This window comes from Aminobacter sp. Piv2-1 (assembly GCF_037625995.1).
In the GTDB taxonomy this organism is placed as follows: Bacteria; Pseudomonadota; Alphaproteobacteria; order Rhizobiales; family Rhizobiaceae; genus Aminobacter.
This window is the reverse complement of sequence record NZ_JARKMU010000006.1, coordinates 239,746-261,835: the sequence shown is the minus strand read 5'-3', so window position 1 is coordinate 261,835 and position 22,090 is coordinate 239,746. Positions and strand designations below refer to the sequence as shown.

21 protein-coding genes are annotated in these 22,090 nt (G+C 65.2%); 11 read left to right on the top strand and 10 right to left on the bottom strand.

The window, feature by feature from the left end; all coding sequences use genetic code 11:
• Positions 1-12 precede the first annotated feature (12 nt).
• The 4 genes from AmiPiv_RS13585 to AmiPiv_RS13570 all read right to left on the bottom strand — a co-directional run bounded on the left by AmiPiv_RS13585 (position 13) and on the right by AmiPiv_RS13570 (position 6,491).
• A complete protein-coding gene (locus AmiPiv_RS13585) occupies positions 13-3,171 on the bottom strand; it encodes an efflux RND transporter permease subunit (protein ID WP_340037996.1) in 3,159 nt (1,052 codons plus the stop codon).
• 3 nt (positions 3,172-3,174) lie between these two features.
• Complete coding sequence (locus tag AmiPiv_RS13580; RefSeq protein WP_340037995.1) at positions 3,175-4,305, bottom strand: efflux RND transporter periplasmic adaptor subunit; 1,131 nt, start codon at positions 4,303-4,305, stop codon at positions 3,175-3,177.
• 256 nt (positions 4,306-4,561) lie between these two features.
• On the bottom strand, positions 4,562-5,680 hold the full coding sequence (locus AmiPiv_RS13575; RefSeq protein ID WP_340037994.1) for a patatin-like phospholipase family protein: 1,119 nt from the start codon (positions 5,678-5,680) through the stop codon (positions 4,562-4,564).
• 28 nt (positions 5,681-5,708) lie between these two features.
• Complete coding sequence (locus AmiPiv_RS13570) at positions 5,709-6,491, bottom strand: 3-hydroxybutyrate dehydrogenase (protein ID WP_340037993.1); 783 nt, start codon at positions 6,489-6,491, stop codon at positions 5,709-5,711.
• 161 nt (positions 6,492-6,652) lie between these two features.
• Here AmiPiv_RS13570 and AmiPiv_RS13565 point away from each other — a divergent pair, with 161 nt between their 5' ends.
• From AmiPiv_RS13565 to AmiPiv_RS13555, 3 genes are all read left to right on the top strand, one after another.
• The gene (locus AmiPiv_RS13565) at positions 6,653-7,384 is read left to right on the top strand and encodes a class I SAM-dependent methyltransferase (RefSeq protein WP_340037992.1); all 732 of its coding nucleotides are present in this window, start codon (positions 6,653-6,655) and stop codon (positions 7,382-7,384) included.
• Positions 7,385-7,483: 99 nt separating this feature from the next.
• Entirely contained in the window at positions 7,484-8,737 is a 1,254-nt protein-coding gene (gene ispG, locus AmiPiv_RS13560) for a flavodoxin-dependent (E)-4-hydroxy-3-methylbut-2-enyl-diphosphate synthase (RefSeq protein WP_340037991.1), read from the top strand.
• Positions 8,738-8,739: 2 nt separating this feature from the next.
• Positions 8,740-9,591 (top strand): lytic transglycosylase domain-containing protein, encoded by an 852-nt coding sequence (locus AmiPiv_RS13555; RefSeq protein WP_445206956.1) that lies wholly within the window; start codon positions 8,740-8,742, stop codon positions 9,589-9,591.
• A gap of 6 nt (positions 9,592-9,597) precedes the next feature.
• Here the strand turns inward: AmiPiv_RS13555 and AmiPiv_RS13550 are convergent, their stop codons facing one another.
• From AmiPiv_RS13550 to AmiPiv_RS13535, 4 genes are all read right to left on the bottom strand, one after another.
• Positions 9,598-10,068: a PTS sugar transporter subunit IIA gene (locus AmiPiv_RS13550; RefSeq protein WP_340037990.1), complete on the bottom strand. Its 471-nt coding sequence runs from the start codon at positions 10,066-10,068 to the stop codon at positions 9,598-9,600.
• A gap of 2 nt (positions 10,069-10,070) precedes the next feature.
• Positions 10,071-10,262, bottom strand: coding sequence for a hypothetical protein (locus AmiPiv_RS13545; protein WP_340037989.1), 192 nt, complete (start codon positions 10,260-10,262; stop codon positions 10,071-10,073).
• A gap of 185 nt (positions 10,263-10,447) precedes the next feature.
• On the bottom strand, positions 10,448-12,775 hold the full coding sequence (locus tag AmiPiv_RS13540; protein ID WP_340037988.1) for a response regulator: 2,328 nt from the start codon (positions 12,773-12,775) through the stop codon (positions 10,448-10,450).
• A 118-nt stretch (positions 12,776-12,893) separates the two neighbouring features.
• Positions 12,894-13,811: a polyprenyl synthetase family protein gene (locus tag AmiPiv_RS13535; protein ID WP_340037987.1), complete on the bottom strand. Its 918-nt coding sequence runs from the start codon at positions 13,809-13,811 to the stop codon at positions 12,894-12,896.
• Between the two features lie 129 nt (positions 13,812-13,940).
• Here AmiPiv_RS13535 and mtgA point away from each other — a divergent pair, with 129 nt between their 5' ends.
• The 3 genes from mtgA (at position 13,941) to AmiPiv_RS13520 (ending at position 15,559) form a co-directional block, all read left to right on the top strand.
• Positions 13,941-14,648: a monofunctional biosynthetic peptidoglycan transglycosylase gene (gene mtgA / locus AmiPiv_RS13530; protein WP_340037986.1), complete on the top strand. Its 708-nt coding sequence runs from the start codon at positions 13,941-13,943 to the stop codon at positions 14,646-14,648.
• 155 nt (positions 14,649-14,803) lie between these two features.
• Positions 14,804-14,986, top strand: coding sequence for a 50S ribosomal protein L32 (gene rpmF / locus AmiPiv_RS13525; RefSeq protein ID WP_340037985.1), 183 nt, complete (start codon positions 14,804-14,806; stop codon positions 14,984-14,986).
• Positions 14,987-15,145: 159 nt separating this feature from the next.
• Positions 15,146-15,559 (top strand): hypothetical protein, encoded by a 414-nt coding sequence (locus AmiPiv_RS13520; protein ID WP_340037984.1) that lies wholly within the window; start codon positions 15,146-15,148, stop codon positions 15,557-15,559.
• Between the two features lie 48 nt (positions 15,560-15,607).
• Here the strand turns inward: AmiPiv_RS13520 and AmiPiv_RS13515 are convergent, their stop codons facing one another.
• The gene (locus AmiPiv_RS13515) at positions 15,608-16,036 is read right to left on the bottom strand and encodes a GlcG/HbpS family heme-binding protein (protein WP_340037983.1); all 429 of its coding nucleotides are present in this window, start codon (positions 16,034-16,036) and stop codon (positions 15,608-15,610) included.
• Positions 16,037-16,275: 239 nt separating this feature from the next.
• Positions 16,276-16,878 carry a polyhydroxyalkanoate synthesis repressor PhaR gene (phaR, locus tag AmiPiv_RS13510; protein WP_340037982.1) on the bottom strand — a complete coding sequence of 201 codons (603 nt, stop codon included), beginning with the start codon at positions 16,876-16,878 and terminating at the stop codon, positions 16,276-16,278.
• Positions 16,879-17,174: 296 nt separating this feature from the next.
• Between phaR and AmiPiv_RS13505 the strand changes: the two genes are divergently transcribed.
• The 5 genes from AmiPiv_RS13505 (at position 17,175) to AmiPiv_RS13485 (ending at position 22,012) form a co-directional block, all read left to right on the top strand.
• Positions 17,175-18,359: an acetyl-CoA C-acetyltransferase gene (locus AmiPiv_RS13505; protein ID WP_340037981.1), complete on the top strand. Its 1,185-nt coding sequence runs from the start codon at positions 17,175-17,177 to the stop codon at positions 18,357-18,359.
• 111 nt (positions 18,360-18,470) lie between these two features.
• Positions 18,471-19,193 (top strand): beta-ketoacyl-ACP reductase, encoded by a 723-nt coding sequence (locus tag AmiPiv_RS13500; RefSeq protein WP_340037980.1) that lies wholly within the window; start codon positions 18,471-18,473, stop codon positions 19,191-19,193.
• Between the two features lie 359 nt (positions 19,194-19,552).
• Entirely contained in the window at positions 19,553-20,287 is a 735-nt protein-coding gene (locus AmiPiv_RS13495) for a GntR family transcriptional regulator (RefSeq protein WP_340037979.1), read from the top strand.
• A gap of 302 nt (positions 20,288-20,589) precedes the next feature.
• Positions 20,590-20,817 carry a hypothetical protein gene (locus tag AmiPiv_RS13490; RefSeq protein WP_340037978.1) on the top strand — a complete coding sequence of 76 codons (228 nt, stop codon included), beginning with the start codon at positions 20,590-20,592 and terminating at the stop codon, positions 20,815-20,817.
• Between the two features lie 112 nt (positions 20,818-20,929).
• Positions 20,930-22,012, top strand: coding sequence for a porin (locus AmiPiv_RS13485; RefSeq protein WP_340037977.1), 1,083 nt, complete (start codon positions 20,930-20,932; stop codon positions 22,010-22,012).
• The last annotated feature ends 78 nt before the right edge of the window (positions 22,013-22,090 follow it).

Sequence of the window (22,090 nt, the reverse complement as noted above, 5' to 3'; positions counted from 1 at the left end):
CTGTCGGCGTGCCTACTCGGCGGCCTTCGGGAATGCCGTCGCGGGTTCGCCCGCCGCCGGCGCGGCCTGCTCTTCCTGCTTCTTGCCGCGGCGGAACAGCCGGCTGATCCAGCCGCGCTGGCCCGGCTTGCGCTTCTCGCGGGTGAACACCATCAGCATCGCCGGCGTCACCACCAGCGTCAGCACGGTGGCGAAGGACAGGCCGAAGACGATGGCTGACGACAGCGCGATCCACCACTGGGTCGAGGGTGCGTTGATCGTCGTTTCCTGGTGGAAGATCTCCAGGCCGAGGCCGAAGGCGATCGGCGCCACGCCGAGGATCGCCGACAGTGCCGTCAGCACCACCGGCCGGGCACGTTCGCGGCAGGTCTGCAGCACGGCATCGAGCTTGCTCCAGCCTTCGTCGCGCAAGCGGTCATAGGTGTCGATCAGCACGATGTTGTTGTTCACCACGACGCCGGCCAGCGCGATCATGCCGATGCCCGACATGACGATCACGAAGGCCTGGCCGGTGAGCAGCATGCCGAGCAGCGCGCCGACGGTCGCCATCACCACGCAGGTCAGCACCAGCACCACGCTGGTGAACTTGTTGAACTGCGCCAGCAGCACGATGAAGATCAGGAAGATCGCCGCGCCGAAGGCGTTGCTCAGGAACGCGCTGGCTTCGGCGCTGTCCTCGTTGGAGCCAGCCAGCTTCCAGTCGATGCCGGGCTGCGCCATGTCGCCGACGATCTTGCTCACCTCGCCCTGGACTGCCGCGACCTGGAAGCCGGAGGCGACGTTGCCCTGGATGGTGATCGTGCGCTTGCCGTCGATGCGGTTCAGCACCCCGACCGTGGGCTCGGGCTTGCGCGACACGAAGTTCGACATCGGCACCGAGCCTTGCGGGGTGACGATGCGCAACTGGTCGAGCGCCGAGAGCGTGCGGCGGTCTTCCGGCAGGCGCAGCCTGATGTCGACCGCGTCGTCGGCGCCGGCCGGACGATAGTCGGTGAGCTTGAGGCCAGTGGTGACCAGCTGGACCACCGTTCCGACTGCCGTCGGGCTGACCCCGTATTGCGCGGCCCTAGAGCGGTCGACCTCGAGCGCCCAGTCGATGCCGGGCGGCGGCAGGCCGTCGGAGAGGTCGATGACTCCGGGCACCTTGGCGACGGCCGCCGCGACCTTCTTGGCGTAGTCGTTGAGCCCGGTCGGGTCGACGGCCGACAGCTGCACCTGGATCGGCTTGCCGCTGGGCGGGCCGGCGTCGGGCACGCGCACCTCGACGTCGACACCGGGGATGCCGGCCATGACCGTGCGCAGCTCGTCGAGGATGACATGCGCCGACTTGCGTTCGCGCCAGTCGATGAACTCGTACTGGATCACGCCGACGACGTCCTCGGGAATGTCCTGGCCGCCGCGCGACTTGCCGGAGCGGGTATAGACCGACTTGATGCCAGGCCAGCCGAGAATCCGGTTCTCGGCCTCGCGCGTGGCGGCGTCCATCTCGTCGAGCGAGAGGTTGCCGCGCGCGTGCACGTAGAGCAGGCCGTAATCCGGCTCGACCGTCGGGAAGAACTCCACGCCATTGCCGAACTTGACGTAGGAATAGAAGCCGCCGACCAGCAGCGCGAGGGTGAGCACCAGGGCCGTGATCGGATAGTGGACGGCCTTCTTGACGACGGTCATGTAGGCGCCGTCCTTGAGGTGCTCCTCCGCGTGGACCGGTGCCTTGGCGAAGATGGCTCCGAGCGTCGGCGCGAAGATCAGCGCATAGGCCATCGACGCCGCCAGCGTGACGATCAGGGTGATCGGCAGGTACTTCATGAAGTCGCCGATGATGCCGGGCCAGAACAGCAGCGGCGAGAAGGCGGCGATGCGGGTCATGGTGGCGGCGATCACCGGGCCTGCCATGCGCTTGGCCGCCAGTTCGAACGCTTCCTCCTTGGGCATTCCCTCGGACATGCGGCGTTCGGCGAACTCGGTGACGATGATGGCGTCGTCCACCAGCATGCCGACCGCCAGGATCAGGCTGAACAGCACGATCATGTTGATCGTGTAGCCCATCAGCGCCAGCGCCAGGATGCCCATCAGGAACGACGACGGGATGGCGAGGCCGATCAGCAGCGAGGCCCTGCCCGACAGCGCATAGAGGATGACGATGAAGACCAGGATGACGGCGATCAGCACGTGGTTCTGGAGGTCGGACAGAAGCTGGTTGACGAAGACCGACTTGTCCTGGGTGTAGGTGACCTTCAGCCCTTGCGGGGCGTTCTTCACGAACGCATCCGCGACCGCCTTGGCGCCTTCGATGGTCTCGACGATGTTGGCGCCGATACGCTTCTTGACTTCGATGGCGATCGCCGGCTTGCCGTCGAGACGGGTGATGGTCTCGGCGTCCTTGAAGGTCGAGCGGACGGTGGCCAGGTCCTGCACGCGCACCACCGCGTTCGGCGTCGCGACGACGGGCAGCCGCGCCACGTCCTCGGGCGTTTCGATCAGGGCCGGCACCTTGACGGCGTACTTGCCCTCGCTGCCCTCGATCGCGCCGGCGGCGACGAGGCTGTTGGACTGCCCGATGCCCTGGATCATCTGGTCCAGCTGCAGCCCGTAGGAGGACAGCTTGACCGGGTCGATGATCGCTTCGACGAGTTCGTCGCGCGAGCCCTGCAACGTGCCTTCCAGGACCCCGGGCACCTCCTCGATCTGGTCACGCAGCTGCTTGGCCGCGGCGGTCAGCGCGCGTTCCGGCACGTCGCCGGAAAGCGTGACCACGAGGACCGGGAATTCCGACAGGTTGACCTCGTTGACGGTCGGCTCCTCGACGCCGGCCGGCAGGTCGCGCTTGGCGTCCTGCACCTTGTTGCGCGTGTCGATCAGCGCGTCGCCCAGGTCCACCGAGGGGTCGAACTCGACGATGACGTTGGCGCCGCCCTGATAGGCGTTCGACTTCATCTCCTTGAGCCCTTTCAGGCTCTTAAGCTGGGATTCGACCGGGCGGAGCAACAGCCGTTCGGCGTCCTCAGGGGAGATGCCCTGATAGACGAGACTCACATACATGATCGGAATGGCGACGTCCGGCTCGGCTTCCTTGGGGACCGCGCGGTACGCGAGCGTACCGGCGATCACCAGGAATATCAGTACCGATAGGGTCAGCCGCGAATTGCGGATCGCAAGCTTGACGATATCCATGGATCACTGGGTCCCGGTTGCGTCTACGACGAGCTTCTTGATCATCGCCTCGTTGGCGGGCTGCGCCTGCACCTCGTCGCCTTCCCTGACCAGGTCCTGGCCAGCGACGATGATCCGCGCGTCGGCCGGGATGCCGCCGAGCAAGAGGCCCTTCTGCGTATCGTCCACGAGGTCGATCGGGAAGAACACCACCTTCGAGGCGGCATCGACGGCACGGATCCCGAGATCGCCGTTCTCGCCCAGTGTCACCACCGAACGCGGCAGCATCACGGCATCGACCGGCTTGGCGCGAATGGTGATCTCGGCGGTCATGCCGGCCGGGATCGTGCCGTCGGGGTTGGGGATCGCGATCTCGACGGGGAAGGTACGGGTCTGGGCGGTGGCGTCGCGGCTGACATAGCGCAGCTTGCCCTTCACCACGTCGCCGTTGACCAACTGGACCTCGGCTTCGTCGCCGATCTTGATGTAGCGCAGGTCGCGCTCGCTGATCTCGCCCTTGGCGAGAATCGGATCGAGGCTGAGGATGGTGGCGATTTCGGCGCCCTGCATCACCGAGCTGCCGAGCTCGACCTTGACGCGGTCGACGACGCCGTCGAACGGCGCCTTGACCTGGTTGCGCGCGAGTTCGGCTTCGGCCGCCTGCTGCTGGGAAAGCGCGGTCTGGTAGTTCGACCAGGCGCTGTCCGCCTGCAGCTTGGCCACCGAGCCGGTCTTGGTCAGCTTCTGCGCCGCTTCCCATTCGGCCTTGCGCTGATCGAGCACGGCCTTAGCCGTGTCGACGGCCGCGGCCTTCTCTTCCGCGTCCAGCATCAGGATGAGGTCGCCCTGCTTGATGTGGTCGCCCTGTTTGACAGGAAGTTCGGCAATGATGCCGGCGGCGCGGGTGGCGAGCGTCGCGCGCTTGTCGGCTTCGGTCTGCCCCGACAGGCGGATGGCGCGGGCATGATTGATGCGCGGCGGCGCGATCACCGCGACCTGGCGCGGCGGAGCCTTGGGCTGCTCGGCCTGGGCCGGCTTCTGTTCGGGCGCTGTCTGTGCGCTGCCCACCGAGGAGAATTTGCCGGTGCCCATCCAGGCTGCGAAGCCGACGAGCACGACCAAGGCTGCAAGCTTATGGAACCTAATCTTCGACATTGTCGCTATCCGTTAGGGACGGCTGCGGCTCACCGCCATCTTGCTTGGCACGTCGACCCGATATGGGGGCGCGCCACACCGCGTTCAATCCGTCATGGGGGCAGAGTGACGGAAGCGCCGTCTTCTACATCAAATGTGCAACGCAAAATAGTCAGAAAAAGTAATGGGAAGATCATGCTGACAAAACTGGCAGGAGTTGTCAGCACACGGTCGCCGGAATGGCGCGAAACGGCGGTTTCGCGGCCTGGTTGTGCTGTCAGGCCGCTGCCGGCTTCGGTCTCGTTGCCAGGAATTCGCGCACCCGCCGCCCCATCGTCGGGCCGCGCATCGGCTTGTAGCCGTCGTCGAGTTCGCCCGAAAGATCGAGCGTCGCGGTCTTGCCCACCGAATCAAAGTTGTCTTCGAGCCAGTCGCTCGCCGCGTCTCGGCCGAGATCGCGCAAGTATTCGAGGAACGCCCATTCGGCGTTTATCTTCGAGGAAGCGGAAAGATCCTTGAAGGCTTCGTCGGCATCGATGCGATGCATGCGGATGTCGCGGAACTCGCCATGCGGCAGGCGCCCGACGGCGATCAGTTCCTTGACGAAGGCGATCGCCCGGAATTCGCGCAGCAGGCCGGCATTGAAGGTGATCTCGTCGATGCGGTTCTGGATCTCGTTGGCGGTTCTAGGCGTCTGCTCGCGCACCACCGGATTGATCTGGACCAGCAGCACGTCCTCGGTGTCGTTGGCCTTGAAGAAGGGGTAGATCGCCGGATTGCCGCCATAGCCACCGTCCCAGTAGGGCACGCCCTTGATCTCGACCGCCTGGAATATCTGCGGCAGGCAGGCCGAGGCCATCACCGTGTCGAGATCGATCTCGCCGTCGCTGAAGACGCGCAACTGGCCCGTCTCCACATTGGTCGCCGAGATGAACAGGTCGATCGCCGTGCAGGCGCGGACGTTGCCGAAGTCGATCTCCTCGGCCACCACGTCGCGCAGCGGGTTGAGGTTCATCGGATTGGCGAGATAGGGCGAGAACACCCGCGACATGGTGTCGAACCAGATGTAGCCGGGCGTGTTCTCGATCGACCAGTTGCCCCACAGCACGTCCCAGGGCGAGCGCTGCACCGGGCTGAAGCGGCCCTTGCGTGCGACCGCCCGCCAGAAATCCTCGAGCTTCTGCCGGGCGCCGTCGCGCCCGCCGCGCACCCAGCCATCGGCAAGGGCGACCGCGTTCATCGCACCCGCGCTGGTGCCCGACACGGCCTTGATTTCGAGCCTGCCGTCCTCGAGCAGCCGGTCGAGCACGCCCCAGGAGAAGGCCCCGTGCGAGCCTCCGCCCTGCAGCGCGACGTTGATCGGCTTGGTTTCCTCCGCCCTGCCGTTTCCGTTCATGCGTCCGTCCAGTCTCTGGCTCGATCGACTATTGCGCGGTCCAGCCGCCGTCGACCGAGATGTTCGTGCCGTTGATCTGCGCCGCGGCCGGCGAGGCGAGGAAGACCGCAGTGGCCGCGACCTGCTCGACCGTCACGAATTCCTTGGTCGGCTGGCGATCCAGCATGACCTCGCGAATGACCGTGTCGCGGTCCATGTCGTGCGCCTTCATCTGGTCGGGAATCTGCGCCTCGACCAGCGGGGTCAGCACGTAGCCCGGGCAGATCGCGTTGCAGGTGATGTTCTCGCGCGCCACTTCCAGCGCCACGGTCTTGGTCAGGCCCATGATGCCGTGCTTGGCCGAGACATAGGCGGACTTGTAGGGCGAGGCGACGAGGCCGTGGGCCGATGCGACGTTGATGATACGGCCGCCGCCGCTCTTCTTCATCAGCGGGATGGCCGCGGCGATGGTGTGGAAGGCCGAGGTCAGGTTGATGGCGATGATCGCATCCCATTTGTCGATCGGGAATTCCTCGACCGGCGCGACATGCTGGATGCCGGCGTTGTTGACCAGGATGTCGACCGACCCGAACTCCTTTTCCGCCTTGGCGACCAGTGCGCGGCACTCCGTGGCCTTGGACATGTCGGCCTGGATGTAGACGATTTCGGCCTTGTGCTCCCTGGAGAGCTTCTCGGCAAGCGCGTGGTCGGCGGGCGTGTCGGAGAAGGAGTTGATGACCACGTTCATGCCTTGCTTCGCAAATGCCTCGGCGATGGCGAGGCCGATGCCCGAGGTCGAGCCGGTGACGATGGCGGTCTTGCGCGTGCTCATTGGAATTCCTTCCGGGTCGATTGATGTTGCGCTGCAACATATACGTCCTGTGCGGCGCAATAAAAGCACCGCAGGCGCACGCTTTCGTGAAATCGCTGAGAGTGTGTTCGAAACGCCCCGGCAATTGACATCGTGCTGGGCCTTGGCCACTCATCGCGGCCATGCCGGACATCAGCTACTCAGATCCCCGTCTTGCCGCCGTCTACGATGCGCTCAATCCTGCCGGCGCCGATACGGCCTTCTATCTCGACATGGCGGGAAGCGAGCCGAAGTTCGTTCTCGACATGGGCTGCGGCACTGGCGCGCTCGCGGTCGAACTCGCGCGGCGCGGCCACAAGGTCACTGGGGCCGACCCGGCCGCGGGCATGATGGCCGTCGCCCGCGGCCGTGCCGGCGCTGACGTGGTCGACTGGATCGAAAGCGACGCGGCGAGCCTGGACGTCCCGACACGCTTCGACCTCGTCTTCATGACCGGGCACGTCTTCCAGGTCTTCCTGACCGACGAGGCAATCGCCGCTGCACTTCGCAACCTGCGCCGGCATCTCAAGCACAACGGACGCATCGTCTTCGAGACGCGCAACCCGGCCGTCCGCGACTGGGAAGGATGGACGCAGGCTGATACCGCCTCGACCGTCGAGGTGGCTGGCATCGGCCGGGTCGCGGTCCACTATGACATGACCGCCGTCGATGGCCAGCTCGTCCGCTACGAAACCCGTTTCGACTTCGGCGGCGGCGACAAGGTCGTAGCGCCGGGCGTCCTGCGGTTCGTCGAGCGGGATCAACTGGCTGCGATGCTGGCTCAAGCGGGTTTCACCAGGGTCGAGTGGTACGGCGACTGGAACCTGTCGCCCGCGCTGCCGACCAGCCCAGAACTCATCGTCGTCGCCGGCTAGCGCCGCTTGTCACTTGGCGGGCGCGACCAGCTGCGATATTGACATCGCGTACCGCGCGCGCCACCTCAGGCGCGAATGTCTCGAGATTGAAGGCCGTCCATGTCCGGCTACTTTTCTTCCCCCTTTCCCCGTCGCAAGTCGGTTGCCGTCGATGTCGGCGGCGTGAGCGTCGGCGGCTCCGCACCCGTCGTGGTGCAGTCGATGACCAACACCGACACGGCCGACATCGACAAGACGGTCGCCCAGGTGGCAGCACTTCACCGCGCCGGCTCGGAGATCGTGCGCATCACCGTCGACCGCGACGAGAGTGCGGCGGCCGTGCCGCACATCCGCGACCGGCTGGCCCGCGTCGGCATCAACGTGCCGCTCGTCGGCGACTTCCACTACATCGGCCACAAGCTGCTCGCCGACCACCCGGCCTGTGCCGAGGCGCTGGCCAAGTACCGCATCAATCCCGGCAATGTCGGCTTCAAGGACAAGAAGGACAAGCAGTTCGCCGACATCGTCGAGATGGCGATCCGCCACGACAAGCCGGTGCGCATCGGCGTCAACTGGGGCTCGCTGGATCAGGAACTGCTGACCCGGCTGATGGACGAGAACCAGGCGAACGGCTCGCCGCTCACCGCCAACCAGGTGATGCGCGAGGCGATCGTGCAGTCGGCGCTGCTCTCGGCCGATCTCGCCGAGGAGATCGGGCTTTCGCGCGACAAGATCATCCTGTCGGCCAAGGTCAGCCAGGTGCAGGACCTGATCGCGGTCTACACCATGCTCGCCACCCGCTCCGACCATGCCCTGCATCTCGGCCTCACCGAGGCCGGCATGGGCTCCAAGGGCATAGTCGCCTCGTCGGCTGCCATGGGCATCCTCCTCCAGCAGGGCATCGGCGACACCATCCGCATCTCGCTGACGCCCGAGCCGAACGGCGACCGCACCCGCGAGGTGCAGGTGGCGCAGGAACTGCTCCAGACCATGGGCTTCCGCCAGTTCGTGCCGATCGTGGCGGCCTGCCCCGGCTGCGGCCGCACCACCTCGACCGTGTTCCAGGAACTGGCCCAGACCATCCAGGAAGACCTGCGCAAGAACATGCCGGTCTGGCGCGAGAAATATCCGGGCGTCGAGGAACTGAAGGTCGCGGTGATGGGCTGCATCGTCAACGGCCCCGGCGAATCCAAGCATGCCGACATCGGCATCTCGCTGCCCGGTACCGGCGAAACGCCGTCCGCGCCGGTCTTCATCGACGGCAAGAAGGCGGCGACGCTGCGCGGCCCCTCGATCGCCGCCGACTTCGAGAAGATGGTCGCCGACTACATCGACCAGCGCTTCGGACGCGGCGGCAGGGCCGCAGCCGAATAGCGATGCGGCGCCTGGCCGGGGCAGGACTGGCTTGCCTCGTCATGCTGGCGCTCGCCGCGACCGCACTTGCCGATCCGCCGCGCTCCCGCAAGAAGGACCATGTCGCCCGCGTCTGCGACCTGATCGATACCCACGCCCGGCGCCAAGGCCTGCCGAGCGAGTTTTTCGCCCGGCTGATCTGGAAGGAGAGCCGCTTCGACGCCGGTGCGGTCAGCCCGGCAGGTGCCGAGGGCATCGCCCAGTTCATGCCCGGCACGGCGGCCATGCGCGGGCTCGCCGACCCGTTCGACATCGAGCAGGCCATCCCCGCGTCGGCGCGCTATCTCGGCGAACTCAAGACCGGCTTCGGCAATCTCGGCCTGGCTGCGGCCGCCTACAATGCCGGCGAGAACCGCGTCGCGCGCTGGCTTTCCTCCGGCGGCTTCCTGCCGCTCGAGACCGAGGACTACGTGCTCGACATCATGGGCGAGCCCGCCGACAATTTCTCCGACCGGGCCCATGCCGGCACCAACTGGCCGCTTGATCCGAAGGCACCCTTTATGGATGCCTGCCGCAACTTGCCAGTCATCATGGCCGCGACGGTCGCCATGGCCAGCGTACATGTGAAGCCCTGGGGCATCCAGGTTGCCGGCAATTTCCGCCGCGCTGCGGCCATCAAGCAGTGGCAGCGACTCAAGGGGCGATTCCCGGCGCTGGCCGACTACGACCCCGTGGTCAGCCGCGTCCGCACGCCGATGGGCCGGCGCGGGGTCTATGCGGTGAGGATCGGTGCCGACGATCGCGGCGAGGCGGGCGACATCTGCCGGGAGCTGCGCGGCACCGGCGGTTCCTGCATCGTCGTCAGGAACCGCTGAGCCCGCTCATGCCACCGCGGCCTGCCGGTTCTTCCCCTCCGTGAGCAGGCGATGGAGGCTTTCGGCATCGGCTGCCTTGCGCAGCCCTGCGACAGCTTCACCGTCGCGCAGCAGGCGCGCGATCCTTGCCAGCACGTTGAGATGTTCCTGGGGAGAGGCCTCGGGCATCAGCAGCAGCACGACGAGGTCGACGGCCTGGCCGTCGATCGCCTCGAACGGGCAGGGCGCGTCCAGCCGGGCGAACAGTCCGAACGGCCGCGTGAGCCCGCGCATCTTGGCATGCGGAATGGCGACGCCGAGGCCGAGCCCGGTCGAGCCCAGCTTCTCGCGCGCCGACAGTACCGAGACGATCTCGCCGGCCTGAATGCCGATGCGCCGGGAGGCAAGCACGGCGAGATCCTTGAGCAGCCGCGTCTTGCCTTCAGACTTGAGGTCGAGGACCACGTCCTCGACCGAGATCACGTCGCAGATGTCCATGGTCAGGTGGACAGCATGCTGGCGAGCGCCAGTCCGCCGAGCAGCACGCCGGTGACGAAGAAGAGCCGCGTGAACATGAATGGCTCGGTCTGGGCTATCGGCGCGTGGCCGTTCGCCGGTTTTCTGGCGGGACGGGTGGTCGTTTCGGGCATGTCGGCACCGGCCATCCGGTGCGGCAGATGAGTGCGCAGCATCGCAGTCTTCCTTTGCTATGCGCCGGGCGGCGGTGCCGCATCCGGTCGCGTCGGGAAGCTAGAAGCGGGCGCATCAGGATTCGAGACAGGCGGGACGGCAAAGAAATAAGGAAGTCATATATGCTGCCACACCGGCGAGGGTGGGGCGGCGGGCCGCCTTTGCCGGGGTCCTGGTCCGCTGCCTGTCAGGCGGAGCGGACCAGCTCGGCGCTCTCGCCCAGCCAGGTGCCGATCTTCGCGCCCAGCTTGTCCGGAGACACAGGCTTCGGCAGGTAGTCGTCCATGCCGGCATCGAGGCATTTCTCCCTGTCGCCCTTGAGCGCATGGGCGGTGACGCCGATGATCGGCGTGCGCATGCCGCTGTCGGCTTCCTCTGCGCGGATGGCACGCGTCGCCTCGTAGCCGTTCATCTCGGGCATCGAGACGTCCATCAGGATCAGTTTCGGCCTGAACGTGCGGTACATCTCGACCGTCGTGCGACCGTTGCCGGCGATGCGGTGGCTGAGGCCGAGCCCCGAGAGGATTTGGCCGAAGACCAGCTGGTTGACCTCGTTGTCTTCGGCCACCAGGACGTCGAGCGTGCCGCCCTGCAGCGGGGCGGCTGCGGGCGCGGCGAGCGGCGCCTGCACCGGACCGCGGATGACGGTGAAGGCTGGCTGCGGCTCCTGCCTGACGGATTCGCGCCGGAACAGGGTCCGGCCCGTCCGCGCGCGCGCCTTCTGGACGGCGGCGATGACGGTGCCGAGCAGGACGGCCGAGCGCGCCGGCTTGGTAAGGTGGGCGGCGATGCCGAAGTCGAGCACCATGCGGCTGAAGTCGACCTGGTCGACCGAGGTCAGCAGCACCACCGGGATCGACGAGGTGCGGCTGTCGGAGGCGATCGCCTTGGCCACGTCGGCGCCGTTCATGCCCGGCATCTGGTAGTCGAGGATGACGCAGTCGACGCTGGCGCCGAGCTGCGCCGCGCGATCGAGGAAGGCCAGCCCCATCGCGCCGCTTTCGGCGGCCGCACAGTCGAAGCTCCAGCTCCGCAATTGCTCGAGCAGGATCTCGCGGTTGACCGGATTGTCGTCGATCACCAGCACGCGTGCGCCGGTGACGTCGACCGGCACGCCGTCGCCGTCGTCCTGCGCCGCATGGGCGGGCAGCACGGCGGTGAACCAGAACGCCGATCCCTTGCCGAGTTCGCTCTCGACGCCGATATGGCCGCCCATCAGGTCCACCAGGCGGGCCGCAATCGCGAGACCCAGGCCGGTGCCTTCATGGCGCCGGGTCGAGCTGCCGTCGACCTGGGCGAACTTCTCGAACACGCTTTGCAGCTTGTCGGCGGGGATGCCGATGCCGGTGTCCTCGACGCGGACCTTGAGCACGACCATGTCGGACACCAGCTCGCCCGAGACGTCGACCAGGACATGGCCGCGCTCGGTGAACTTGACCGCGTTGCCCACCATGTTGGTGACGATCTGGCGGAAGCGGCCGGCGTCGCCGACGACATGGGTCGGCAGGTGCGGGTCGATGCGGACGATCAGTTCCAGGTTCTTTTCGGCGACGCGCGCCGACATCAGCGTGGCCACGTCCTCGACTGCCTCGCCGATATGGAACGGGGCGACGTCGAGCGTCAGCTGCCCGGCATTGATCTTCGAGAAGTCGAGCACGTCGTTGATGATGGTCAGAAGCGCGTTGCCCGACTTGACGATGACGTCGGTGAAGGTCCTCTGGCGCGGCGTAAGCTCGGTTCGTGCCAGAAGCTCCGCCATGCCGAGCACGCCGTTCATCGGGGTGCGGATCTCGTGGCTCATGTTGGCGAGGAATTCCGACTTGGCGCGGTCTGCGGCTTCGGCCTTGGCCAGTGACGCCGCGCTTTCGGTGAAGGCGCGGCGAATGGCGTGTTCCATAGGCCGGAAAACCCAGACGGCCACGCCGCCGATCACCAGGATCATCAGGGCGCTCGCCGTCATCAGCAGCCTGTCGCTGCGGGTTTCGGCCATGCGGCGTTCCGCTTCCATCGCACCGCGCGCCCGCACCAGCGTGGGCTGGGCGAAAAGGTCGTTCTGGTTGCGAATCTCGCGATAGCTCCATTCGTCCGAGCTCTGGGCGGCGGCCAGCGCGCCCAGATTGCGCACCATGTCGCGCGCCGACCAGAACAGGTCACCGTTGACCGATGCGCTGTCGAGTTCGGCCAGGGATTTTGTCGACAGGCTGGGGCGGACCCTCTGGATCGCACCGGTCAGCGACTCGATGCCGGAATTCAGCCGCGCCGCATGGTTGCGTGCCGCACTCGCCAGCGAGTCGCGCGTGTCGGCGCGCCATGCCGTCGTGGTCGTCTCGGCAAAGGTCGTGGCGTTGCGCAGTTCGCGCGAAAAGGCCAGCAGGTCCGCGGCGATGGTGTCGACCTCGCGGCGGAAGGCATTGCCCTGGCTGAAGGCGTACATGACGGCGGCGGATGTGAGGGCGAAGATCAGAAGGCCAGTAAGATATCTGATCCGTACGGAGCGGATGAATAGTTCCGGCATGCGCGACCCCTGACACTTACGCACATTTTTTTATGGGCCGGAATAAACAATATTAACATTAAGAGTTTCTGACCCGCGCGGCGCGCCTGCGAAGATTGTCCAGGCGGATAGAAGGGGTTCAGCTGTTGCGGTCGGCGACGAAACTTGCGGCCGCCTTGAGCATCGCCGCGCGTTCGCCGAACGGTTCGAGCAGGGCGTGCGCCTGCGTCACCAGCCCCGCCAGCTGGGCGCGCGCCCAGGCGGCGCCGTGCAGGGCAACCAGCGTCGCCTTGCCCGCGGCGGCGTCCTTGTTGGTCGCCTTGCCCATCGTGCCGGCGTCGGCGGTGAGGTCGAGCAGGTCGTCGGCCAGCTGGAAGGCGAGGCCGACTGCCGAGCCGAACTCCGCCAGGCGTTCGCGCTCGCCGGCCGGCGCGCCGGCAATCACCGCGCCGGCCTCGCAGGCGAAGCGGATCAAGGCGCCGGTCTTCATCGCCTGCAGGCGGATGATGCCTGCCTCGTCGGGCTTGTTGCGCTCGGCGTCGAGATCAAGCGCCTGGCCGCCCACCATGCCGCCCGGGCCAGCGGCGCGGGCCAGCGCCAGCACCAGCGCTGCGCGGCGCTCAGCCGGAAGCTGCGTCGCCTCGTCGGCGACAATGTCGAAGGCATAGGTCAGCAGGCCGTCGCCGGCGAGAATGGCCGTCGCCTCGTCGAAGGCCCTGTGGACGGTCGGCTGGCCGCGGCGGACGTCGTCGTCGTCCATGGCGGGCAGGTCGTCATGGATCAGCGAGTAGCAGTGCACGCATTCGAGCGCGGTGGCGACGCGCATCGCCGCTTCGCCGTCGGCATCGAAGAGTGCCGCACTTTCGAGCACCAGGAACGGGCGCAGCCGCTTGCCGCCGTTGAGCGCGCCGTGGCGCATCGCCGCCATCAGGTGCTCGGGCCGGTCGATCTCTCCCGGCAGGAGGCGTTCGCCCAGAATCTGGCGCAGCATCCCTTCCACGGCGTCGGCACGCTCGCGAAGCGCGGTTTCGAACATGAGATTGGCGTCTATCGTCATGGCGGCGAGCGGTAGCGGACAGTCTGGCGTTGCGCAAGAAGCCAAGCGCCTTTATGCCGAAAGGGCTGACAGGCAGGGGCGGGCGGATTGGCGGAACCGATCACAGAGCCGGAAACCGAAGGACTGGAGATGGGAGCACGACGCGGGTTCTTCGCGCGTGGAGGCCTGCGTCGCCTGGTGCGGCTGGGCGCGCTGGCGGTTGCCGTGATGGCGGCGCTGCCCGTCGTCCTGACGGTCCTCTACCTGCCGCCATTCGTGCGTCCCATCTCGACACTGATGATCAAGGATCTCGTCACGCTGAAGGGATACGACCGGCAATGGGTGCCACTCGACGACATCGCCCCGGTACTGGCCCATTCGGTCATCATGTCGGAGGACGGCCAGTTTTGCGCGCATCGCGGGGTGGACCTCGGCGAACTCAGGGGCGTCATCAGCGACGCGCTCGAAGGCGAGGCGACCCGCGGCGCTTCGACGATCCCCATGCAGACCGTGAAGAACCTGTACCTGTGGAACGGTCGCTCGTTCCTGAGAAAGGTGGTCGAACTGCCGCTGGCGATCTACTTCGACGCGCTGATGCCGAAGCGCCGGATCATGGAAATCTACCTCAACATCGCCGAGTGGGGCCCCAACATCTACGGGGTCGAGGCCGCGTCCCAGTACTATTTCGGCCGTTCGGCGAAGGAACTCACCCGCCGCCAGGCCGCCCTGCTCGCCGTGACGCTGCCCAACCCCGCGGCACGCAACCCGGCCAGGCCGGGGGGCGGCCTCAGGCGGCTCGCCTCGGTCATCGAACGCCGTGCCGCCCGCGCCGGCGCCTATGTGCAATGCCTGGACTAAGACGCATGTGCGCCGGCTGAAAAAAGAGTCGGTTCGGGCTGGTCAAGCTGGCTTCCGCCGTGTATAGGCTCGCCGACTTTCTCATATTCCGGCCTTGGATGCGGCCCTTTCACGAGGGCGGACAGGGTCACTTGACCGATTAGTGGAGTGTATCCATGGCTGTTCCGAAACGAAAAACCTCCCCGTCCAAGCGCGGCATGCGCCGCTCGGCCGACGCCCTGAAGACCCCGACCTATGTCGAGGACAAGAACTCGGGCGAAATGCGCCGTCCGCACCACATCGACCTGAAGACCGGCATGTATCGCGGCCGCCAGGTTCTGACGCCGAAGGAAAGCTGAGACAGCTTTTCCGCGTCAAGCGCAATTGCGAAAGGACCGGCTCGCGCCGGTCCTTTCTTTATGCGTGCCGATTGCATGCTGCGGGGCGTTGAAAGCGCTTGACCTCGGGGCGAACCGGGATTCTACAGGATGCCGGCGCAACGCGGAGACCTTGCAGCAATGCTCGCTGGCATCCCCCTCCTGATCATTCCGTTCATCCTGTTCAATGCCGGGCTCGCCGGGCTGTTCGGCACAGGGCCCGCCGGCGATCCCTGGGCGACCGAGATGTTGTCGCTGGGCATGATGTCGGGCGGCGTCTTCGGGTTGACGCTCGGCGATCTGCTGATCGTGATCGCGCTGCTTCTGTTCTTCGTGGAAATCGTCAAGGCGACGCGCACGTCGAACGCTTCGGTGGTCGACCATCTGCTGTCGACTTTCGTCTTCGTCGCCTTCCTGGTCGAATTCCTGCTGGTGCGCGGAGCCGCGCACTCGGTCTTCTTCGTACTGATGGTGATTTCGCTGCTCGACGTCCTGGCCGGCTTCTCGGTCTCGCTCCGTTCGGCCAGCCGGGACGTTACTTTCGGCCGCGACTGAAGCGCCGTGCGCTCGTAGAACGCACAAAGGACGCTTTAGCTCTTTTGACTAGACTTTGGCGACGAAGCCGGCGGCCTCGATGCCGGCCATGGCGGCAAGTTCGTCGTTGTCCGACGTGTCGCCCGAGATGCCGACCGCACCGAGCACATTGCCGTCACGATCGCGGATCAGCACGCCGCCCGGCACCGGTACGATCTTGCCCCCGGATACCGCCGACAGACCCTGGAAGAAATGCGGCCGTTCCACGGCTGCGACGCCGAGCGCGCGCGAGCTCGAGCCGACGGCCAGGGCGCCGTAGGCCTTGCCGGACGCGACTTCGGCACGGATGAAGGGTGAACCATCCTGACGCTGGAAGGCGAGCAGGTGGCCGCCGGCGTCGAGAACGGCGACGCCCAGCGGCTTGAAGCCCTTCTGGGCGCCCAATTCGAGCGCGGTGGCGATGATGGCGTTGGCCTTGGCCAGCGTCAGTTCGGTCATGGCAGGTTCCTCCTGATTTGCCCGCCCCAGCAAACACGCTTGGCGGCCCCAGGAAAACCCTGCGTCAGGTTGAATATCTCTCGCCTAAACGGGTGGGGCGGGGACTGGCAAGCCGGGCGCAACTGTGTCTCGGCCTAACCCTGCCGGGACCCGCTGCCTCCGGCAGTTTTTTCCCCGGCGTTCGCATCCTTTGCGATGTCCACTGGACATTGCGATCCGCCGAAGGGCGGAGCGGCTGCTCACCCCATCGAATCGATCTTCCGCTGCATCGCGGCGATCTGTTCCTTGAGCTCCTTGAGCTCGTCCGACTTTTCCGGAGCTTCCTTCGTCGCTGGTTCGGCAGCAGTGCCGCCGGCCGGCGGGGTCGGGAAGGGGGTGAACATGCGCATGGCGTTCTGGAACAGTTCCATGTTGCGGCGCGTCTGCTCTTCCAGCGCCTTCATCACGGGCGGCGCTTTCATCATGTCCACGGGCGCCTTGCCGAACGTCTGCTTCATCTGCTCGCGGAAGCGTTCCTGCTCCTTGGCGAAGGCGATCATCGACTGCTCGAGAAAGCTCGGCACGACCATCTGCATCTGGTCGCCATAGAAGGAGATCAGTTGCCTCAGGAACGGGATCGGCAGCATGTTCTGCCCATCCTTGTTCTCCAGCTCGAAGATGATCTGGGTGAGCACCGGGTGGGTTATGTCCTCGCCGGTCTTGGCATCCTGCACGGTGAATTCCTCGCCCTTCTTGACCATTTCGGCCAAGTCTTCGAGCGTCACGTAAGTGCTCGTGCCGGTATTGTAGAGACGCCGGTTTGCGTATTTCTTGATAACCACCGGCTCGCCTTTGGCAGGCATCAGCATCCTCCCCCGGAAGACCGGAATGCCATGTAAGCAGCCGGTAACATTTTCGCCTGGGCGTCAGGATAAGCGCAAAGCATCGGCGATTCCAAGCGCTTTGTGCAGTGCAAGAACGCAAGCGGCGCCGATGCCGGCAAAAATTGCTGCGCAGCATTGCTGCACCGCAAGCGCAGCATCCGCCAGGTGCCGCTTTTTCCGGTTTGACTCGGGTCCTGGAACGGGCAAGAAAAGTCGGGAGAGCAATGTCTTCCTCGCCCACAAGCCTATTCGATTCACGAAGTCTGGAGAGAACCATGTCCGCCTCGTCCTCCATCGTCGTCGCCAGCGCGGCCCGCACCGCGGTCGGCTCGTTCAATGGCGCCTTCGCCAACACGCCGGCCCACGAGCTCGGCGCGATCGCCGTCAAGGAAGCCCTGGCGCGCGCCGGCGTCGATCCCAAGGAAGTCGACGAGGTGATCCTCGGCCAGATCCTGACGGCCGGTCAGGGCCAGAACCCGGCCCGCCAGGCGGCCATGGCCGCCGGCATCCCGCAGGAAGCCACCGCCTGGGGGCTCAACCAGCTCTGCGGGTCGGGCCTGCGCACCATCGCCATCGGCATGCAGCAGATCGCCATGGGCGACGCCAAGGTGATCGTCGCCGGCGGCCAGGAATCGATGTCGATGGCGCCGCACTGCCAGCATCTGCGCGGCGGCGTGAAGATGGGCGACTTCAAGATGATCGACACGATGATCAAGGACGGCCTGACCGACGCCTTCTACGGCTACCACATGGGCAACACGGCCGAGAACGTCGCCCGCCAGTGGCAACTGACCCGCGAAGAGCAGGACAGGTTCGCCGTCGCCTCGCAGAACAAGGCCGAGGCCGCCCAGGTCGCCGGCAAGTTCAAGGACGAGATCGTGCCCGTCACCATCAAGGGCAAGAAGGGCGATACCATCGTCGACCAGGACGAGTACATCCGCCATGGCGCCACGCTCGATTCGGTAGCCAAGCTCCGTCCGGCCTTCGACAAGGAGGGCACGGTCACCGCCGGCAACGCCTCGGGCATCAATGATGGTGCTGCTGCGGTCGTGCTGATGACCGAAGCCGAAGCGGCCCGTCGCGGCATCACGCCGCTGGTCCGCATCGTCTCCTGGGCGACCGCCGGCGTCGACCCGCAGATCATGGGCACGGGCCCCATCCCGGCCTCGCGCAGGGCGCTGGAAAAGGCCGGCTGGTCGGTCTCCGACCTCGACCTGGTCGAGGCCAACGAGGCCTTCGCGGCGCAGGCCTGCGCGGTCAACAAGGACATGGGCTGGGATCCGTCGATCGTCAACGTCAACGGCGGCGCCATCGCCATCGGCCACCCGGTGGGCGCTTCGGGAGCCCGTATCTTCAACACGCTGGTCTACGAGATGCGTCGACGCAGCGCCAGGAAGGGTCTGGCGACCCTTTGCATCGGCGGCGGCATGGGCGTCGCGATGTGCGTCGAGGCGATGTAAGTCAGAGATACGAGAGGGCGGCCAATGTGCCGCCCTCTTCGTTTTCAAATGCCTGTCAGAACAAATGCCTGAAAAAGGGCAAGTCATCCAAGCAGCAGAAAGGGGAAACGCATGGGTAAGGTCGCACTCGTCACCGGCGGATCGCGCGGCATAGGTGCCGCTATTTCGATCGCGCTGAAAAACGCGGGCTACTCGGTCGCTGCCAACTATGCCGGCAACGACGAGGCCGCGCAGAAGTTCAAGGCGGAGACGGGTATTCCGGTCTACAAGTGGTCGGTTGCCGACTACGAAGCCTGCGAGGCCGGCATCAGGCAGGTGGAGGCCGATCTCGGCCCGGTCTCGGTGCTGGTCAACAATGCCGGCATCACCCGCGACTCGATGTTCCACAAGATGACGCGCGAGCAGTGGCGCGAGGTGATCGACACCAACCTTCACGGCGTCTTCAACATGACCCATCCGCTGTGGAGCGGCATGCGCGACCGCAAGTTCGGCCGTGTCATCACCATCTCCTCGATCAACGGCCAGAAGGGCCAGGCCGGTCAGGCCAACTACTCGGCATCCAAGGCCGGCGACATCGGCTTCACCAAGGCGCTGGCGCAGGAAGGCGCGCGCGCCGGCATCACCGTCAATGTCATCTGCCCCGGCTACATCGCCACCGAAATGGTGATGGCTGTTCCCGAGAAGGTGCGCGAATCGATCATCGCCCAGATCCCGGTCAGCAGGCTCGGCGAGCCCGAGGAAATCGCGCGCTGTGTCGTCTTCCTCGCTTCCGATGAGTCCGGGTTCATCACTGGCGCGACGCTGACCGCCAACGGCGGGCAGTATTTCGTCTGATTGCCCGGTCAGAGCTTCCGAAATAAGTGAAGCGGCGCCGTGAGGCGCCGCTTTGCATCGCAGCAGGTGTCGAACAAAATTTTAAGCTTGCTGCAAGTTCTGCGCTATAGCTGGTGGAACTGGACGATATTCGATTCAAGTGACGCTTTGGGGGGAGTTCCAGGCGGCAGAGGCTTCATGGGGAGAGGCAGGCGGAGAAGCCGCGCGGCCCGTGGAGTGCAAGTCGGGTACATGTAAGGTCGGGTGAAGGCGGCGCCATTCGCAATGGCGCACGACGGATGCCTGGCAACGCGTGGAAAGGCTTGGCCCTCGCGCCGCTGCTGGCTAGGTTCCGTTCTTAGCTGTCCAAAGGAGCCTGCATGCCTGCCCGCTACCTATCCCCGGCCATCAGCGATCAGGATGCATTGGCTCTGGTCGTGGTTCCCTTGGTTGGCGTGGAAGCCACCATCTACAACGACTTGTGGAATGCGGTGATCAACCAATCGCTGCGGCCGGGCGACAAGCTCGAAGAAGTCGCCATGAGCGAGATCTACGGCGTCAGCCGCACCGTCATCCGCAAGGTCCTGGTCATCATGGAGCAGGAAGGTGCCGTTTCGCTTCCGCTGAACCGTGGCGCCTATGTAGCCCGGCCATCGCCTCGCGATGCACTTGAGCTGTGCGAAGCGGTCGGCTCGACGTGCACCTACATTGTCGGCAAGCTGGCCGACCAGCCGCAGACCATCACTGTCGAGCAGCGCGAGAAACTGGCGCGGCATGTCCAGGCCGAAACAGAAGCCGCAGAGCTTCACACCATCCGGCGCCTGCATATGGAGCACGCCATACTGCTCGCCCTGATCTACGGCAATCTGGTGCTGGCAACGCAGCTCGAGCGCGCGGCGTCGCGGCTCGCGCTGGCGCTGTCCGCCTACCAGGGGGTGACCGGCAACATCTCGGCCGTGCAATATACCGCTGCCCTCAATCAGATGATCTTCGACGGCAGGAAGGAAGAAGCTCTGCTGACCGTCAATGCCGCCATCGAGCGGGCGCGGAAGTCGATGCGCTTTGCCGCGGCCACGGGCAGCGTCGACCTCAAGGCCATTCTCGGCCGAGGCTGAATTCGGCCTGTTCATCCGGCCAATCCATCCGCAAAGACCGGTAAGCGGGATCTGGTGTCCCGTCCTGTGCGCGAGGGCAGCGGCCCTCGACGCGTGATGCCGCGTGATTGATCTGAAATGGTCTCTGAACGGTCGTCGCGGCTTGCGATGTTCGGCGCAGTGTGCCGGCCGCGTTGCGGTCGCTCGCTGCCGCTGAATCCCCCTCTTGTCATGATCCCTATGGCTCTTGCGCGGAAGAGTCCATGCTGCCCTCAATGCATATTGGCAGGGAAGTCAATTTACATTGAGGGAGACATGACTGGATGTCAGACCAAAAATCGGTCGTCCTGATCAGGAACATTTTTGCCGCGCCAAGTCATCTCACAAAAAAGTTATGGCAAAACATGTTGTTAGAAAGCCATATTCGTGACTGTCGCGCAAAGTTGGCTGAGCGACTCAAAATTGTGACATTTTTGGCACGGGCCTCGATCAAGTGGCATGAGGCGGCCAATCTGAATGCGATTTCTTCATTGATCGACGTCTCTTCATGAGGCATTGGCGATTCAGAAATTAATACATCTCGATGTATTTTTTTCCGGCATCAGATTTCTGGTGGCGAAAATCTAAACGGCCTGGCGCCGTGCATCACATGAGGAATTGAAAATGAACATTAAGAGCCTTCTTCTCGGCTCCGCTGCGGCCCTGGTCGCCGTCTCCGGCGCTCGTGCAGCGGACGCTGTCGTCGTCGCTGACCCGGAGCCCGCTGAATATGTCCGCGTCTGCGACGTCTACGGCGCCGGCTTCTTCTACATCCCCGGCACCGAGACCTGCCTGAAGGTCGGCGGCCTCGTTCGCTACGAAATCGGCTTCACCGATCTCGACGACGGCTGGAACAAGGTTGCCAAGGCTCGTCTGCAGTTCGACGCCCGTTCGGAAACCGAGTACGGCACGTTCCGTCGCTATATCGAATTCGAAGCACGCGCCGGCGGCGGTGGCTTCGATGACAACGGCGACTTCCAGAACCCGGACGAAAGCGGCACCTCGCTGCGTCACGCCTTCTTCGAACTCGGCGGCCTGCTCGTCGGTCACACCGACACGCTGTTCGACGGCGACCTGTCGGGTGAATTCGACAACGGCGGCGGCGAGCGCATCAATCAGATCCGCTACACCTACGATGCCGGCAACGGCGTTGCCGTCTCGCTCAGCCTGGAAGAAGAGTCGGAAAACTACGACTACGTTCCGCTCGTCGTTGGTAAGGTGTCGATTGCTCAGGGCTGGGGCTCGGTCGCCCTGTTCGCCGGCTATGACAACGCCTTCGAAGAATTCGCCCTCAAGGGTATGGCCACCATCAAGGCGACCGACGCACTCTCCGTCGAGATGCTTGCATTCTACGAATCCGGCCCGACCTACTGGAGCGTCAGCGGTCTTCCGGGCATCCTGCCCGAGATCGAGGGCACGCCTTACTTCGGCTACGAATGGTCGGTTGCCGCCTACCTGAAGTACCAGGTCAACCAGAAGCTGGCCCTCGGCTTCGGCGGTCAGTACTTCGGCAATGCGCATTCGTGGACTGCCGCCGACGGCGGCAAGGCCAACGATTGGGCGGTTGGTGCGGTTGTCGACTACAATATCGTCGAGAACCTCGATGCCAAGCTCGCCATCAACTACAATGACGGCGACACCTTCGAGGCCCTCAACAACGGCGACGGCGTGTTCAGCGGCTTCCTGCGTCTCGACGCAGCGTTCTAATCGAAGCTAGCGAACAAAAAGAGGCCCGCAGTCGCGAGACTGCGGGCCTTTTTCATTGCCGGATGCCGACACGCGGCA